This is a genomic window from Sphingopyxis sp. (assembly GCF_040216815.1).
Lineage (GTDB): Bacteria > Pseudomonadota > Alphaproteobacteria > Sphingomonadales > Sphingomonadaceae > Sphingopyxis.
Genome location: NZ_JAVJOJ010000009.1, coordinates 822787 through 838335, shown reverse-complemented (window position 1 = coordinate 838335; position 15549 = coordinate 822787). Strand labels below are relative to the sequence as shown.

The window sequence follows — 15549 nt, the reverse complement described above, 5'->3', positions numbered from 1 at the left end:
CCATCGTCATCCCGGCGCAGGCCGGGATTTCGACCTCGCATCATTCCGCACCGGTGAGATCCCGGCCTGCGCCGGGATGACGGAGAAATTCAGCCCAAAGCCGCCTTCACGAAATCTGCCGCACGCTCGCCGATCATGATGCTCGGTGCGTTGGTATTCCCCGACACCAGCCGCGGCATGATGCTCGCATCGGCGACCCACAGCCCCTCAACGCCGCCCAGCTTCAAGGTCGGGTCGACCACCGCGTCGGCGTCGCTTCCCATCCGGCAGGTCCCGACGGGGTGATAGACGGTGTCGGCGCGGCTGCGGATCAGCGCGTCGAGCGCGGCATCGTCATCCAGATCGACCGGGTGGCGGTCGACGCCGGCATAGTCGCTGAGCGGCGGTGCCGCAGCGATGCGGTGCATCATCCGTACCCCCGCGCGAAGCGTTGCGATGTCGCGGTCGTCGGTCAAAAAGCCCGGGTCGATCAGCGGCGCGGCGGCGGCATCGCGCGAGGCAAGCGTCACCGACCCGCGGCTTTCGGGACGCAGTACGCAGGCGTGGCACGAAAAGCCGTGCCCCTTTACCTTTGTCCGCCCATGATCCTCGAGCATCGCGGGGACGAAATGATATTGGATGTCGGGCGCGGGCAGGTCGGGCCGCGATTTCCAGAAGCCGCCCGCTTCGGCAAAACAGGTCGTCATGATCCCGGTGCGTTTGCGCCGATGCTCGAAAAGCGCCTTGACCATCCGCCAGGTTCCGCCGGGGCTGTCGCCGAACGGATCGGTCGAGCGCGTTTCCCAGCTCGACACATAGTCGATATGGTCCTGCAAATCGGCGCCGACCGCGGCGCGATCGCGCGTCACCTCGATGCCCATGGCGTGCAAATGCGCCGCTGGCCCGATACCCGACAGCATCAAGATCTGGGGCGATCCGAACGCCCCCGCCGACAGCACCACCCCGCCGCGCGCACGCAGCGTCTCGCGATGGCGCCCGCGCCGGATGACGACCCCAACGGCGCGCCCATGCTCGATCAGAATCTTCTCGACCAGCGTGCCGGTGCGGATGTCGAAATTGGCGCGCCCGCGCAGCGGTTCGACATAGGCGCGCGCCGCCGACCAGCGTTCGCCGCCCTTCTGCGTCACTTGATACAGCCCGAACCCTTCATTGTCGGCGCGGTTGAAATCGTCGGTGCGCGGCAGTTGCAGCGCCGCTGCGCTCTCGACGAAGCGCTTGCTCGTGACGTTGGGCCAGCGCTGGTCCATGACATTGAGCGGTCCATCGCCGCCATGCCATTCGTCGCCGCCGCGCTCATTGCCCTCGCTGCGTTTGAACCAGGGCAGCACATCGGCATAGCTCCACCCCGTCGCGCCGAGCGCCGCCCACTGATCGTAATCGAAGGCGTGCCCGCGGATATAGACCATCGCGTTGATCGCGCTCGACCCGCCGAGCCCGCGCCCGCGCGGCTGGTATCCCGTGCGGCCGCCCAGCCCCTTTTGCGGCAGCGTTTCGTATCGATAGTTCGACGCTTTGGGAATAAAGGGCATCAGCCCCGGTGTCTTCACGCGCACGACATCGTTGCTGCCCCCCGCCTCGACGAGGCAGACCGTCCGCTTCCCGTCCTCGGCGAGCCGCCCCGCCGCCGCGCTCCCCGCGCTGCCGCCGCCGATGACGATGATGTCGAACTGATCCATATCCGCCGCTCCCGCCGCCACCGTTTCGGTGGTCAATCGCGACTTACATGAATGTCATTAGGGGGCGTGGCAAGCCCATACGTCGCCCCCGCGAAGGCGGGGGCCGCTGGGGGTTTACGCATTCGCCGTGGAGTAAGGCCAGCAGCGGCCCCCGCCTGCGCGGGGGCGACGGCCATTACTCCGCCGCTTCCTCGACCGGCTGCCCCTTTTGCCACTGCTCCTTGATCATGGCGCTCGTCGCGCGGCTGCCATCGTGGCTCCAGCCCGGTTCGCGCCAGATGTAGGACAGCTTATGCCGCCACGGCGCGGCCCACACATCCTTCGCGATCCCGACCCATTCGTGCACCGCGGCCCACAATATGTTGAAGCTGCCGAGCTGCTTGACGATGCCATAGCGCACCGGATCGTCGCCGCGTTCGGCCACGAAGCTGCCGAACATCTTGTCCCAGACGATGAAAACGCCCGCATAATTGGCGTCGAGGTAGCGCGGATTGACGCCGTGGTGGACGCGGTGGTGCGACGGCGTGTTCATCACCGCCTCGAACCATCGCGGCATCCGCTTGATCGCCTCGGTATGAATCCAGAATTGGTAGATGAGGTTGAGCCCTGCGCAGAAGAACACCATCGCGGGCGGAAAGCCGATCAGGAACAGCGGCAGGCGAAAGATGAAGCCCAAGCTGAAAAAGCCCGTCCACGTCTGCCGCAGCGCGGTCGACAGATTATAATGCTGGCTCGAATGATGGATGACATGGCTCGCCCAGAACCAGCGGACGCGGTGCGCGCTCCGGTGAAAGACATAATAGGCCAGGTCGTCGAGGATGAAGCAGAGGACCCAGGCCCACCACCAGGTCTCGAACGCGATCCCGATGTCGAAAAGCCGGAACTGGTGCACCCACACGGCCATGCCGACGACCGCCGCGCCGACGAGCGCGCCCGCGACCTGGCTTCCCGTGCCGAGCATCAGCGAAGTGAGCGTATCGCGCGCTTCATACCGGCTCCTGTCGGCGCGCAGCGCCACGATCATCTCGACGATCAGCAGCAGGATGAAGGCAGGGACCGCATAAACGACCGGATCGGGCAGCTCAGCCACGCACGATCTCCCGCATCCGGCTTGCCCACATCCCGGCATCCCTCCCCAATTGCAGCGTGACCGCGCCGAATGTCCGCTCGGGCATCGTGAGCGTCAGGAAATCCTTGTCGAGCCGGCCGATCACCTGCGCGTCGACCGGCCGCGCCGCAAAAAAATTGCCATGCGCGCGCACCAGCATCATCCGGCCTTCGGCGTTGCGCACGATCGCGGCAAAGCCGGCGCGGTCGCGCCCGACCTCGATCCCGCCAAATCCCACCTCGGCCTCTTCGGCGAGGCGGATCGCATGGGCCGCATCCTCGATCCGCGGGTCGGCGCCGAGCCCCATCTTGCCGACCAGCCAGGCGACGAACAGCACCGCCAGAAGCGACGCCCCCGCCTGAATGGCCATGGCCGTCATTTTTCCCCCGAAAGCGCGTCCAGCATCGGCCGCAGCCCCGAAAGATCATAGCCCGCCTTCGCCGCCGCATCGACGATGCCGCCGACATCGTCCCCGGCGCGCGCGCGAGCGAGCGCCCACAAATGCGTCGAGCGCGTCCCCGATCGGCAATAGGCAAGGATCGGCCCCGTCGCATCGCGGAGCAATTTGTCGAGCGCGTCGATCTGCGCATGGCTGAACCCCGCATGGCCGATCGGGATCGCCGCATAGGCCAAGCCCTCGGCGGCGCAGGCGTGACCGATCGCGTCGCCTTGCGGCGCGGCCGGTTCCTCGCCGTCGGGGCGGTTGTTGATCACCATCGCAAAGCCTTGCGCTTTCGCTTCGGCGACATCGTCGATGCCGATTTGCGGCGCGACGCTGAACTGGGCGGACAGGGGACGAAAATCGCTCATGCCTGCGACCTACTCCCGCCGCGGGGCTACTGACAAGCATGAAGGTGCAAACATGATCGACGTATGAAAAAAGCAGAAGGGTGGCTTTGGGCCGAAAACAGCCGCGGCCCTTCCTTCGCCGATGCGTGCAAGCCGCATTGTCGCCGCGCATCGGCGCGGCTAAGAGGTCGCGCGTGACCGCGACACGCCCCCGCATCGCCGCTTTCGCCGACCGCTGGCCAAAGTCCCTTGCCCTGTTGCTGGGCGCCGTTTCGGCGACAGGGTTCGCGCCGCTGAACCTGTGGCCGCTGACCTTGCTCGCACTGGCGGGGTGGATGGCGCTGGTCGCGCGCAGCCCGCGCGGTCGCAGGGCGTTCGGAGCGGGCTGGGCATTCGGATTTGGGCATTTCGTCGTCGGGCTGGGCTGGATCGCGACCGCCTTTACCTATCAGGCGGCGATGCCGGCGTGGCTGGGGTGGGTCGCGGTCGTGCTGTTGGCGCTGTATCTGGCGATCTATCCCGCGCTCGCCGCGTGGGGGGCGTGGTCGTTCGGAAAATTCGTCGCCCCTGCGAAGGGTGGAGGGGGGGCGACGCTATCCTTCGTCCTCGCCTTTGCCGCACTGTGGACGCTCACCGAATGGCTGCGGAGCTGGATTTTTACAGGGTTTGCGTGGAATCCGCTGATCGCGATCCAGATGGACGCCAGCGCGCCGACGATCTGGATCGGCACCTACGGGGCGTCCGCGCTGGTCGTCATGGCCGCCGGAATCCTGCTCCTCGCCGCCGGTCGTCACGTGCGAAGCGCCACGATCGTAACCGTCGGCGTTGCGCTGCCCATCATCGCGGCGAGCCTGCTGATCGATCATAAGGGTTTTCAAGCCGCTGTTGCACGCGACAGCGAAGGAAAAGGCACGCCCGTCCCCATCACCGTCGTCCAGCCCAATGTCGGCCAGCAGGACAAATGGGAGGGCGACAAGGCCGACGCCAATTTCGCCAAGCTCGCGCGGCTGACAACGCCGAAGGACGACACGCCACGCCTCATCCTCTGGCCCGAGGCGGCGGTGCCCGACTATCTCGAATGGGGTTATCCCGCCATCTATTACGACCGCTCGCCCGCCGAGGCGCGGCGGCGGATCGCCGCGCTGATGAACGCGGGCGATGCCATGCTGCTCGGCGCGCTCAAGCTCGAAATGGACAAGGGGGGTGAGGTCGTCGGCGCACGCAATGCGGTGATGACGCTCCACGCCGACGGCACGTTGGGGCCGCGCTATGACAAGGCGCATCTCGTTCCCTATGGCGAATATCTGCCGATGCGGCCGATCCTCTCGGCGATCGGCCTGTCGCGGCTTGCGCCCGGCGACATCGATTTCTGGCCCGGACCGGGGCCGCGCACGATCGACCTCGGCGCCTTTGGCCGCATCGGCCTGCAAATCTGTTACGAGATCATCTTTTCGGGCCAGATCGTCGACCGCGCCCATCGCCCCGATTTCATCTTCAACCCGTCGAACGACGCCTGGTTCGGATCGTGGGGCCCGCCGCAACATCTGGCGCAGGCGCGGCTGCGCGCGATCGAGGAAGGGCTGCCCGTCGTGCGCGCCACGCCGACGGGGATCAGCGCGGTGATTGATGCCGACGGCCGCATCGTCGAATCGCTGCCGATGCACGCCGCCGGGCGCATCGACACAGTCGTGCCGCCCGCGCACGAACCGACACTCTTTGCGCGTTTCGGCAATGCGCTGCCGGTCGGCTTTGCGCTTGCGCTGCTCGCGCTGGCCATTGCCTTTCGCCGCCGCGGACGCTAACAGCCACCCAACATAAACTTTTCTTTATATCCGTCGCTCGAAAAGGCTCCCCATGCGCAACAGCTTCCTCTTCACCTCCGAAAGCGTGTCCGAAGGGCATCCCGACAAGGTGGCCGACCAGATCAGCGATTCGATCGTCGACCTGTTCCTGTCGAAAGACCCGGAAGCCCGCGTGGCGTGCGAAACGCTGACGACGACGCAGCTTGTCGTGCTGGCAGGCGAAATCCGCTGCAAGGGCGTGTTCGAGGATGGCGAATGGGCGCCCGGCGCGCTCGACGAGATCGAGGCGACGGTGCGCCGGACGGTCAAGGACATCGGCTATGAACAGTCGGGCTTCCACTGGAACGAGTTTCGCTTCGAAAATAATCTGCACGCCCAGTCGGCGCATATCGCGCAGGGCGTCGACGAAGCCGCCAACAAGGATGAGGGCGCGGGCGACCAGGGAATCATGTTCGGCTATGCGTCCGACGAAACCCCCGACCTGATGCCCGCGACGCTCGATTACAGCCACAAGATCCTCGAACGCATGGCCGCCGACCGCAAGGCGGGTGTGGCGCCCTTCCTCGAACCCGATGCCAAAAGCCAGGTCACGCTGCGCTACGCCAACGAGCGGCCGGTCGAGGCGACCGCGATTGTCGTGTCGACGCAGCACGCGCCCGGCTATTATTTCCACGAAGGCCAGGGCGACGAAGCCAAATATACCGAGCTCAGGAAATATGTCCTCGGCGTGATCGCCGAGGTGTTGCCCGCCGAATTGCTCACCGCGAACACCGTTTATCATATCAATCCCACGGGGCGCTTCGAGATCGGGGGACCCGACGGCGACGCGGGGCTCACGGGCCGCAAGATCATCGTCGACACCTATGGCGGCGCATCGCCGCACGGCGGCGGCGCCTTCAGCGGCAAGGACCCGACCAAGGTTGACCGCTCGGCGGCCTATATCACCCGCTATCTGGCGAAGAATATCGTCGCGGCGGGCTTGGCGCGCCGCTGCACGATCCAATTGAGCTATGCGATCGGCGTCGCCGAGCCGCTGTCGATCTATGTCGACCTGCACGGTACCGGCACGGTCGAGGAAGGCCGCATCGAAGCCGCGATCCCGCAGCTCGTCCGCCTGACGCCCAAGGGCATCCGTACCCACCTCGGCCTCAACAAGCCGATCTATCGCCAGACCGCGGCCTATGGCCATTTCGGCCGCCAGGCGAACGGCGAGGCGTTTCCGTGGGAACGCACCGACCTGGTCGACAAGCTGAAGGCTGCGCTGGCGCGCTGACCGCTTGCCCGCGCCCGGCGGCGCCGCTAGGGCGCGCGGCATGACTGCGTACAAGCCCGGCGACCCGACGACCCTCAACCGCCTTTATGGCCGATCGAAGGGGAAGCCGCTGCGCGCAGGCCAGCAGGATCTGGTCGACACGCTGCTGCCGCAGATCGCCGTGCCCCTCGATGGCGACGTCACCGCGCGGCGGCTGTTCGATTTCGATCGTCCGCTGCATTTCGAAATCGGCTTCGGTGGCGGCGAGCATATGGCGGCGCGCGCCGACATGCTGCCCGACCATGGCTTCATCGGCGCCGAACCCTTCATCAACGGGGTCGCGCAGGCGCTGGTCCATGTCGCGGGCGATCCCCATCTCGCCAATAAGGGGGGGCAGCATCCGCCCCTCGCCAACGTCCGCATCCATCATGGCGACGCGCTCGAGGTGCTGCGGCGTATCCCCGACGGCGCTTTGAGCTTCGTCTATCTGCTCCACCCCGACCCGTGGCCGAAGGCGCGCCACGCGAAGCGGCGGATGATGAACGACGGTCCGATTGATCTGATCGCGGCCAAGCTGAAGCCCGGCGGCGAGTTCCGCTTCGGCACCGACCATCCGATCTATCTGGCTCACGCGCTCATGGTGATGCGGCGCCATCGCGACCAGTTCGAATGGCTGGCGAAGGATGCGCGCGATTTCCAGCGTCGCCCCGGCGGCTGGCCCGAAACGCGCTATGAGGCCAAGGCGCGCGCGCAGGGGCACGAGGTCTGGTATTTCCGTTATCGGCGCCGCTGAGTTCCGCCGTTCCGAACATCGCGCCGCACGCGGCGATTATGCTCCCGAAGGAGACATAAACAAATGGGGCGGCCCCGTATCGAGTGCCGCCCCAGTTGTGTGGACCCGCCCGGGAGAGGGAGAGGACGGTCCGGAGATTGCTATCGTGACGTCGCCGGGTCTCAGCGCGCGGCCAGCTGGCTGTCGGCTTCGACTTCGGCAACACCCGCGATCTTGAGCGCGGCGCGGAACTGCTTCGCGGCGGCGCGTTCATTGCCTGCTTCGCACAGCTTCTTGCCGGTCGAAACAAAGCGCTTGGCGCTCGACTGCTTGGTGCCTTCCATACCGTTCGCGGCGACATGCGCCTGTTCGGCAAGGCCCGCGCAGCGATAATCGCCACCCGACTGGGCATAGGCGGGCGTGGCCGACGCCATCAGTCCGGTGAAGGCGAGGGCCGACGCGGCGACAATGGCGAAAGCGGAGGGAAAGTGGCGGAAAGAGGAGAGCTGATAGGACATGGGAGAGATTTCCTTTCGTTGCTTTGTGCAACCTTTATAGCTGCGCTTGCGCACTTAGATAATCGCCTATAATCTGCAAGTGCCTTGAAGCAGGATTTAACAATCCCCCATGGGGCCCTCGACGGGATCGAAGCTTTCCTGCGCGTTGCGGAGAGGCGGAGCTTTTCCGCTGCCGCGGCCGACCTCGGCGTCTCGCCCTCGGCGATCAGCCAGACGATCAAGTCGCTCGAAGCGCGCGTCGGCGCGCCGCTTTTCATGCGCACGACGCGCAGCGTCGGGCTTACCCAGGCGGGCGAGATGTTCCTCGAGCGCGCGGCGCCCGCCTATTCGGGGCTGGCCGACGCTTATGAGGCGGCGCGCAACCTTGGCAACCGGCCCGCGGGGCGATTGCGGATCAACCTGATGCGCGGCGCGGTGCAGCCGTTGTTCGAGCCGATCCTGGCAGGATTCTGCGAGACCTATCCCGACATCGAGCTGGAGATTTTCGGCGACGACGGGCTGTCGGATCTGAGCGCGGGCGGTTTCGACGCCGGGGTACGGATGGGCGAGATGCTGGAGGCCGACATGGTCGCGGTGCGCCTGTCGAGCGCGTTCCGCTTCACCGTTTTCGGCTCCCCCGCCTATTTCGAGCGCCATGGCCGTCCGCAAACGCCCGCGGACCTGCGCAATCACCGCTGCGTCCGCCTGCGCCTCGCCAGCGGCGGGCTGATGCCCTGGTGGTTCATGGAGGGCAATCGCGAAGTCGAAGTCGGCGTCACCGGGCCGGTGATCGTCAACGAACAGGCGGCGATGGTGATGGCGGTGCGCAGCGGCGTTGCGCTGGGCATGGCCGCCGAACCGGTGCTGAAGGAGCATGTCGAGCGCGGCGAGCTGGAGGTGGTGCTCGCCGACCATGCGACATCGACCGCCGGTCTCTTCCTTTATTATCCCAGCCGCAAGCAGATGATGCCCAAGCTGCGCGCCTTCATCGATTATGCCCGCGACCATCTGCCCGACGACCTGATCGCCTAGGGTCACGACTCGAGGCCCCGGATCCAGGGTTCGGCGTGTTGAGGGCGGCGGGGCGTGGCTTCGTCTGAGCGCACAAATAATTCCCTTCATCGCCAGCAGAAAAATTGGGCTGGCGCGATGCAAGGAATCGCGGCAGCATTTTCTCAACTTAATGGGTTGGGAAAATTATGATCGATCCTGCCACTATCGACCTTGGCGCCCTTATTCCGTTCATCCTGATCGGCTTTGCCGCGCAGCTCGTCGATGGCGCGCTCGGCATGGCCTTCGGCGTCATCTGCAACACCTTGCTTGTCGCGGTGCTCGGCGTCCCGCCCGCGACCGCCTCGGCGCGCATCCATGTCGTCGAGATTTTCACCACCGGCGCGTCGGGGCTCAGCCATTTATTCCATCGCAACATCGACTGGCCGCTCTTCCTGCGCCTGCTCATCCCCGGCGTGATCGGCGGCGTGGCGGGCGCCTATGTGCTGACGTCGCTCCACGCCGAGGTCGTGAAGCCCTTTGTGCTCGGCTATCTTGTGTTCATCGGCATCTGGCTGCTCATCCGCGGCCTTCTGTATCCGCCAAAGATCAAGAAGCCGAAGGTGGTGGCACCGCTCGCGGTGGTCGGCGGTTTTCTCGACGCGGCTGGCGGTGGCGGCTGGGGCCCGGTCGTCACCTCCAACCTGCTGGTTCAGGGGGGCGAACCGCGCAAGATCGTCGGCACGGTAAACAGTGTCGAATTTTTCCTCGCGCTGTCGGTGTCGCTGGCCTTCATCTGGCAGCTCGGTTTTGAAGACATTCTCGGCCCGACGCTGGGCCTGATCGTCGGCGGCGTCGCGGCGGCCCCCATCGGCGCGATGATGGCCAAGCGCTTCTCGCCCAAGCTGATGCTGGTCATGGTCGGCGTCGTGCTCACCGCGACGAGCGCGTTCGGGCTTTACCGGGCGCTGCTGTAACCGGGGCGACAGGATTATCCGGCCGGAACCGCGGGTTTGCGGCGAGCTGGACCGAATAGCAACCAACGATCGGCAGTTGCCATTGCTCCTCCCTGTCGCAAAGCGATGGGGAGGATCTAACGACAGTTACCACTCCAAAGCCGACCTCTCACCGATCGCCGTCGCGTCCGTTCAGCCCGCTAGCCCGCCCCAAAGTATCGCGGCGACGCCGACGGCCGCGCCGGCCGCTGCGGTGAGGGCATAGCGCCACCAGACGCGCCGTTCGCCGCGGTCCCACATCAACGGAATATCGGGCAGGGGGGGGCTGGGCGGGGCGGCGCCCTTGCGGGGGAGTTGTTCGTCGAGGCGGCGGATGATGTCAGGGATCAGCGCCAGCGTCTTGCCCTGTTCGCGAATCCCGTCGGCGAGCGCGGCTTCGGGGCCGAGTTCGTCGCGGATCCAGTTTTTCACGAACGGCCCCGAGACGTCCCACATGTTGATTTTGGGATTGAGCATCGTCGCGACGCCTTCGACCATCACCATCGTTTTCTGAAGCAGCAGCAGGTGCGGCTGCGTCTGCATGTCGAAATCGCGCGTGATCGCGAACAGCCCGTCGAGCATCTGGCCGACGCTGAGCTCGCTCACCGGCTTGCCGCGCATCGGTTCGCCCACCGCGCGCAGCGCCGTCGCGAATTCGTCGACATTGTGGTAATCGGGCACATATTGCGCCTCGAAATGGATCTCGGCGACGCGGCGGTAATTGCCGGTGGTGAGGCCGTAGAGGATTTCGGCAAGCCAATAGCGCGCCTGCCGGTTGATCCGCCCCATGATGCCGAAATCGACCGCTGCGATCGTCCCGTCGGCTTTCACGAACAAATTGCCCTGGTGCATGTCGGCGTGGAAAAACCCCTCGGCGATCGCCTGCCGCAAAAAGGCGTGGACGAGGTTCGCCGACAATTTTTCCATGTCGTGCCCGGCGGCGATCAGCTGGTCGCGGTGCGAAATCTTGATGCCGTCGATCCAGCTCATCGTCATCACGCGGCTGGCGGTGCGGTCCCAGTCGATTGCGGGCACTTCATATTCGGGCACCGCCGCCATGGCGTCGGACAGTTCCGACGCCGACGCCGCTTCGCGACGCAGATCCAGCTCGCGCAGCGTCCAGCGGCGGAAATTGGCGATCACCTGGCGCGGGCGCAGCCGCGTCGCTTCGCCGCCGAGCGCCTCCAGATGCGCGGCCGCCCATTCATAGGTTTCGATGTCGCGGGCAAATTGCTTGTCGATGCCGGGGCGGCGGATCTTGACCGCAACCTGGCGCCCGTCGGTGGTCACCGCGCGGTGGACCTGTGCGATCGATGCCGAGCCGACGGGTTCGGGGTCAAATTCGGCATAAAGGCTGTCGAGCGTTGCTTCGAACACCTGCTCGACCTCCTGCCGGATGCGGTCGAAACTGACCGGCGGCAGCGCGTCCTGCAGCGTCAGCAGGTTGCGCGCGGCGTCTTCGCCGACCAGGTCGGGGCGCGTCGCCAGCGTCTGGCCCAGCTTGACCGCCGCGGGGCCGATCGCCTGAAAGGCGGCGGCATAATCGGGGGTATTCGGCTGAATCGTGCCGAACCGCGCGATCCGGCACAGCCGCTTGACACCCGGCGGCGTCTGCGGCGCCGTCTCGATCCCGCGCAGCGCGCCGTGGCGAGCGAGGATGCGGCCCCACTTCAGCAGGCGGGCGATATGGGTGATCGGTCGGGTCAAGCTTTCCACCCGCTGTGGATTGCGACCAGTCCGCCCAAAATGGGTTCGACCTTTACCGCCGTGAAACCCGCCTCGCGGATCATCTGTGCAAATTCGGGCATGGGCGGAAAGCGGCGGATCGATTCGATCAGGTAACGATAGCTGTCGGCATCGTCGGCGATCAGCTTGCCGAGCCGGGGGACAAGGTGGTGCGAATAGGCGTCATAGGCCTGCGCGAAACCCGGCCATTCGTTCGTCGAAAATTCGAGGCAGAAGAAGCGTCCGCCGTAACGCAGCACGCGATGCGCTTCGGCCAGCGCCGCGGGAATGTCGGTGACGTTGCGGATGCCGAAGGCGATCGTATAGGCATCGAAAAAGCGGTCGGGGAAGGTCAGCTTTTCCGCATTCTGCTCGGACCAGACGAGGCTGTCGACGCCACGCCCGGCCGCGCGTTCCATCCCGACGCCCAGCATGTCGGGGTTGATGTCGGCGACGGTGATGCTGGCGCCCGACGGTTCCATGCGAAAGGCGATGTCGCCGGTGCCGCCCGCCATGTCGAGGATCGCCTCGCCCGCGCGCGGTTTCACGCGGCGCACGAAACGGTCCTTCCACAAGCGGTGGAGCCCGCCCGACATCGCATCGTTCATAATGTCATATTTGCGCGCGACGCGGCTGAACACCTCGCCGACCTTTGCGGTCTTTTCGCCCGCGGGAACCTGTTCATAGCCGAAGCTGACGGTGTCGGGAGTGGCCATGCGGGGTGCGCCTTTTACGGGGAGGTGATGCGTTGCGTCGGCCTTTAGCCGGGCCTTGCCGCGCGCGCAAATGGCGCGTAGCCCCATGCGCGATATGCCCGAGCTGCCCGAAGTCGAAACGACCGTCCGCGGTCTTGCTCCCTTTCTCGAAGGCCAGCGGCTTGCTGCGGTCACGACCTTTCGTCCCGACCTTCGCCGCCCTTTTCCCGCCCACCTGGCGCAGCGGATGACGGGTGCCAGGGTCACGGTCCTGTCACGGCGCGCCAAATATGGTGTCATCTCGACCGACCGCGACGATCATTTGATCTTCCACCTCGGCATGTCGGGGCGCTGGCGGACCGAGGGTGGCGACGCGGGAAAGCACGATCATCTGTTGCTCGAAACCGCGGCGGGGCACCGGCTTTTCCTGCACGATCCGCGGCGATTCGGTTCGGTCGACCTTGTGTCGGGCGACCCGTTCACGCGCTTTCCCGCCTTTGTGGCGCTCGGCCCCGAGCCGCTGTCGGACGCTTTCGACGCGGCCTATCTCGGGCAAGCGCTCGCCGGGCGGCGCGCGCCGGTCAAGGCGATGCTGCTCGATCAGGCTGTCGTCGCGGGGCTGGGCAACATCTATGTCTGCGAGGCGCTCAACATGGCGCGCATTTCGCCGCTGAAGCCCGCCGCCGATGTATCGAAGGCGAAGCTCGCCGCGCTGGTGCCCGCGATCAAGGATGTGCTGGCCGCCGCGATCGCCGCGGGCGGGTCGACGCTGCGCGATTTCCTCAGCCCCGAAGGCGACCTCGGCTATTTTGCCAAGGACTGGCGCGTTTATGGCCGCGAGGGCGCGGCGTGTGAATGCGGAGGAAGGATCGCGCGCGTCGTGCAGAGCGGGCGGTCGACCTTCTATTGCCGCAAATGCCAGCGTTGAGGCCGGATATTTACCGCAAGGCCATTGACCAAATCGCCCGTCACCGCTATGCGCGCACCCTTCGAGCAGGGTCCGGTCGTCCGGAACCGGCCGCATCCGGACATTGATTCGCTGCTCCGTGCGCGATTCGGCTGCTCCGCTACGGCTGTGCTCCGACCATGTAGACCGTTTGAAAGACTAGAGGAATTTATGGCCAATACGCCGCAGGCAAAGAAGCGCATCCGCCGCAACCAGGCGCGTGCCGTCGTGAACAAGAATCGCGTTTCGCGCATCCGCACGCTGGTGAAGAAGGTCGAAGCCGCTGTCGCTGCTGGCGACAAGGACGCCGCCGCGACCGCGCTGAAGGCGGCGCAGCCCGAAATGGCGCGCGGCGTTGCCAAGGGCGTCCTTCACAAGAATACGGTCGCGCGCAAATATTCGCGCCTGACCAAGAGCGTGAACGCCATCGGCTGATTTCGCCTGTCCCGAAAGGGAGCAAAAAGAACCCGCGGGCAATTTGCCCGCGGGTTCTTTTTTGCGTTCGGCATTGTGACACCGCGATGGCAAAACTGTTGCACCGCGGTAAGTGGCGGATTTATTGCGATTCGTTATGCGACCCTCTGATGCTCGTCGATAAAATACTGAAAATATGAAGAAAAATTGACTTCTCACGCGTTTCCGAGGGGAGGGGCGAGTCAAGATTTTTATTTCAGTATTTTTACATGGGCGCCCCTTGATCGACTCGGCGCGCCTTGCCTAGACAGGTGCGTCGTCGGCCGTCGTCGGCGGCCGCTACATCGACATGATTCACATCCTCTCGGGCCGCTTGTCCCGGACGGTTCGCCTGCGCCCGGCGCGGGCGGCGGGTCGGCGCGTGGCGGCCATCCGATCGGTCGGGACAAGGGGCACAGGGGGCAACACGGCGTGACAGAAAGCGGCAATCGGCATGAACAAGACGCAAGGGGCAGGGCAGTGAGCGGCGATGCCGCGACGCTCTGGTCGCGCGTCGCCGAAGGGCTGCGCCGCGACCTGGGGGCCCGCACCTTCGACCATTGGCTGAAGCCCGTGCGCTTTGCCGATTTTTGCACGCTGTCGGGCGTGGTGACGCTGGAGACGGCCAGCCGCTTTTCGGCCAATTGGATCAACGAACGTTTTGGCGACCGGCTCGAACTCGCATGGCGCCAGCATTTGCCTTCGGTGCGCAGCGTCATGGTGCGCGGCGGCGCCGCCGCGGCCGAGCGTGCCGCGACGCTCGCTGCGGCGCCCCTGCCGTCGTTCGATACGCCCCCTTCACCGGGGCCCGCCGCAAACCCCGCGCTGCTCGGCTTCGATCCCCGCCTCAATTTCGATCGTTTCGTCGTCGCGCGCTCGAACATTCTCGCCGCCAATGCCGCGCGCCGGATGGCGATGATCGAAGCGCCGCAGTTCAACCCGCTCTACCTCTGCTCGGGGACCGGGCAGGGCAAGACGCATCTGTTGCAGGCGATTGCGCAGGACTATGCCGCGGCGCACCCGACCGCGAACATCATCCTGATGTCGGCCGAAAAATTCATGCTCGAATTTGTCGGCGCGATGCGCGGCGGCGACATGATGGCGTTCAAGGCGCGCTTGCGCGCCGCCGATCTGCTGCTGCTCGACGATCTTCAGTTCGTGATCGGCAAAAATTCGACGCAGGAGGAATTGCTTCACACGATCGACGACCTGATGACCGCGGGCAAGCGCCTCGTCGTCACCGCCGACCGCCCGCCCGCGATGCTCGACGGGGTCGAGGCGCGGCTCCTGTCGCGCCTGTCGGGCGGGCTCGTCGCCGACATTGAGGCGCCCGAGGACGATTTGCGCGAACGCATCATCCGCCAGCGGCTCGCCGCGATGCCGATGGTCGAGGTGCCGGATAATGTCGTCGCCTATCTGGTCAAGCATTTCACGCGCAACATTCGTGAGCTCGAAGGCGCGCTCAACAAGCTGCTCGCCTACGCTGCGCTCACCGGGGTCCATATCGACCTGGCGCTGGCCGAGGACCGGCTTGCCGAAAATGTCCGCTCGGCGCGTCCGCGCATCACGATCGACGAAATCCAGCGCGCGGTGTGCGCGCACTATCGGCTCGACAAGTCCGAAATGAGCTCGAAGCGCCGCGTTCGCGCGGTCGCGCGGCCGCGCCAGGTCGCCATGTATCTGGCGAAAGAGTTGACGCCGCGTTCCTATCCCGAAATCGGGCGCCGTTTCGGCGGCCGCGATCATTCGACGGTGATTCATGCGGTGCGCACGGTCGAGGCGCTGCGCGTCGCCGACAGCGAACTCGATGCCGAAATCGCGGCGATCCGTCGCAGTCTCAACAGCTGAT

Annotated in this window: 15 protein-coding genes; 8 read left to right on the top strand and 7 right to left on the bottom strand. The window is 65.7% G+C overall.

Features of this window, described 5'->3' with window-relative positions:
* Positions 1-89 precede the first annotated feature (89 nt).
* The 4 genes from RIA72_RS14505 to RIA72_RS14490 all read right to left on the bottom strand — a co-directional run bounded on the left by RIA72_RS14505 (position 90) and on the right by RIA72_RS14490 (position 3594).
* Positions 90-1676, bottom strand: a complete 1587-nt coding sequence (locus RIA72_RS14505; protein WP_350032834.1) for a GMC family oxidoreductase — start codon at positions 1674-1676, stop codon at positions 90-92.
* A gap of 175 nt (positions 1677-1851) precedes the next feature.
* Positions 1852-2766: a sterol desaturase family protein gene (locus tag RIA72_RS14500; RefSeq protein ID WP_350032765.1), complete on the bottom strand. Its 915-nt coding sequence runs from the start codon at positions 2764-2766 to the stop codon at positions 1852-1854.
* On the bottom strand, positions 2759-3163 hold the full coding sequence (locus RIA72_RS14495; RefSeq protein WP_350032764.1) for a hypothetical protein: 405 nt from the start codon (positions 3161-3163) through the stop codon (positions 2759-2761). The genes RIA72_RS14500 and RIA72_RS14495 overlap by 8 nt, the downstream gene beginning before the upstream one ends.
* The gene (locus RIA72_RS14490) at positions 3160-3594 is read right to left on the bottom strand and encodes a protein tyrosine phosphatase family protein (protein ID WP_350032763.1); all 435 of its coding nucleotides are present in this window, start codon (positions 3592-3594) and stop codon (positions 3160-3162) included. The genes RIA72_RS14495 and RIA72_RS14490 overlap by 4 nt, the downstream gene beginning before the upstream one ends.
* Before the next feature lie 173 nt (positions 3595-3767).
* On the opposite strand from RIA72_RS14490, the gene lnt reads away from it, so the two are divergent.
* The 3 genes from lnt to trmB are packed head-to-tail and all read left to right on the top strand — an operon-like array spanning position 3768 to position 7420.
* On the top strand, positions 3768-5375 hold the full coding sequence (lnt, locus tag RIA72_RS14485; protein WP_350032762.1) for an apolipoprotein N-acyltransferase: 1608 nt from the start codon (positions 3768-3770) through the stop codon (positions 5373-5375).
* A gap of 52 nt (positions 5376-5427) precedes the next feature.
* A complete protein-coding gene (metK, locus tag RIA72_RS14480; RefSeq protein ID WP_350032761.1) occupies positions 5428-6648 on the top strand; it encodes a methionine adenosyltransferase in 1221 nt (406 codons plus the stop codon).
* Between the two features lie 40 nt (positions 6649-6688).
* Entirely contained in the window at positions 6689-7420 is a 732-nt protein-coding gene (gene trmB / locus RIA72_RS14475) for a tRNA (guanine(46)-N(7))-methyltransferase TrmB (protein WP_350032760.1), read from the top strand.
* A gap of 161 nt (positions 7421-7581) precedes the next feature.
* On the opposite strand, the gene RIA72_RS14470 is transcribed toward trmB, so the two are convergent.
* On the bottom strand, positions 7582-7917 hold the full coding sequence (locus RIA72_RS14470) for a hypothetical protein (protein WP_350032759.1): 336 nt from the start codon (positions 7915-7917) through the stop codon (positions 7582-7584).
* A gap of 84 nt (positions 7918-8001) precedes the next feature.
* Here RIA72_RS14470 and RIA72_RS14465 point away from each other — a divergent pair, with 84 nt between their 5' ends.
* Positions 8002-8928 (top strand): LysR family transcriptional regulator, encoded by a 927-nt coding sequence (locus RIA72_RS14465; RefSeq protein WP_350032758.1) that lies wholly within the window; start codon positions 8002-8004, stop codon positions 8926-8928.
* Between the two features lie 167 nt (positions 8929-9095).
* Positions 9096-9863 (top strand): sulfite exporter TauE/SafE family protein, encoded by a 768-nt coding sequence (locus tag RIA72_RS14460; protein ID WP_350032757.1) that lies wholly within the window; start codon positions 9096-9098, stop codon positions 9861-9863.
* 171 nt (positions 9864-10034) lie between these two features.
* Here RIA72_RS14460 and ubiB read toward each other — a convergent pair whose 3' ends face one another.
* Both ubiB and RIA72_RS14450 read right to left on the bottom strand, forming a co-directional pair.
* On the bottom strand, positions 10035-11588 hold the full coding sequence (ubiB, locus tag RIA72_RS14455) for a 2-polyprenylphenol 6-hydroxylase (protein ID WP_350032756.1): 1554 nt from the start codon (positions 11586-11588) through the stop codon (positions 10035-10037).
* Entirely contained in the window at positions 11585-12322 is a 738-nt protein-coding gene (locus RIA72_RS14450; RefSeq protein WP_350032755.1) for a class I SAM-dependent methyltransferase, read from the bottom strand. The genes ubiB and RIA72_RS14450 overlap by 4 nt, the downstream gene beginning before the upstream one ends.
* Before the next feature lie 94 nt (positions 12323-12416).
* On the opposite strand from RIA72_RS14450, the gene mutM reads away from it, so the two are divergent.
* The 3 genes from mutM (at position 12417) to dnaA (ending at position 15548) form a co-directional block, all read left to right on the top strand.
* Positions 12417-13229 carry a bifunctional DNA-formamidopyrimidine glycosylase/DNA-(apurinic or apyrimidinic site) lyase gene (gene mutM, locus RIA72_RS14445; protein WP_350032833.1) on the top strand — a complete coding sequence of 271 codons (813 nt, stop codon included), beginning with the start codon at positions 12417-12419 and terminating at the stop codon, positions 13227-13229.
* 189 nt (positions 13230-13418) lie between these two features.
* The gene (gene rpsT, locus RIA72_RS14440; RefSeq protein WP_350032754.1) at positions 13419-13682 is read left to right on the top strand and encodes a 30S ribosomal protein S20; all 264 of its coding nucleotides are present in this window, start codon (positions 13419-13421) and stop codon (positions 13680-13682) included.
* 498 nt (positions 13683-14180) lie between these two features.
* Entirely contained in the window at positions 14181-15548 is a 1368-nt protein-coding gene (gene dnaA, locus RIA72_RS14435) for a chromosomal replication initiator protein DnaA (RefSeq protein ID WP_350032753.1), read from the top strand.
* Position 15549: the final 1 nt, after the last annotated feature.

Bases quoted from the DNA above. Each gene is read 5' to 3' on its own strand.
- RIA72_RS14450 (WP_350032755.1), bottom strand. From the start codon at position 12,322: ATGGCCACTCCCGACACCGTCAGCTTCGGCTATGAACAGGTTCCCGCG.
- RIA72_RS14470 (WP_350032759.1), bottom strand. From the start codon at position 7,917: ATGTCCTATCAGCTCTCCTCTTTCCGCCACTTTCCCTCCGCTTTCGCC.
- RIA72_RS14490 (WP_350032763.1), bottom strand. From the start codon at position 3,594: ATGAGCGATTTTCGTCCCCTGTCCGCCCAGTTCAGCGTCGCGCCGCAA.
- RIA72_RS14495 (WP_350032764.1), bottom strand. From the start codon at position 3,163: ATGACGGCCATGGCCATTCAGGCGGGGGCGTCGCTTCTGGCGGTGCTG.
- metK (WP_350032761.1), top strand. From the start codon at position 5,428: ATGCGCAACAGCTTCCTCTTCACCTCCGAAAGCGTGTCCGAAGGGCAT.
- mutM (WP_350032833.1), top strand. From the start codon at position 12,417: ATGCCCGAGCTGCCCGAAGTCGAAACGACCGTCCGCGGTCTTGCTCCC.
- RIA72_RS14505 (WP_350032834.1), bottom strand. From the start codon at position 1,676: ATGGATCAGTTCGACATCATCGTCATCGGCGGCGGCAGCGCGGGGAGC.
- trmB (WP_350032760.1), top strand. From the start codon at position 6,689: ATGACTGCGTACAAGCCCGGCGACCCGACGACCCTCAACCGCCTTTAT.
- rpsT (WP_350032754.1), top strand. From the start codon at position 13,419: ATGGCCAATACGCCGCAGGCAAAGAAGCGCATCCGCCGCAACCAGGCG.
- RIA72_RS14460 (WP_350032757.1), top strand. From the start codon at position 9,096: ATGATCGATCCTGCCACTATCGACCTTGGCGCCCTTATTCCGTTCATC.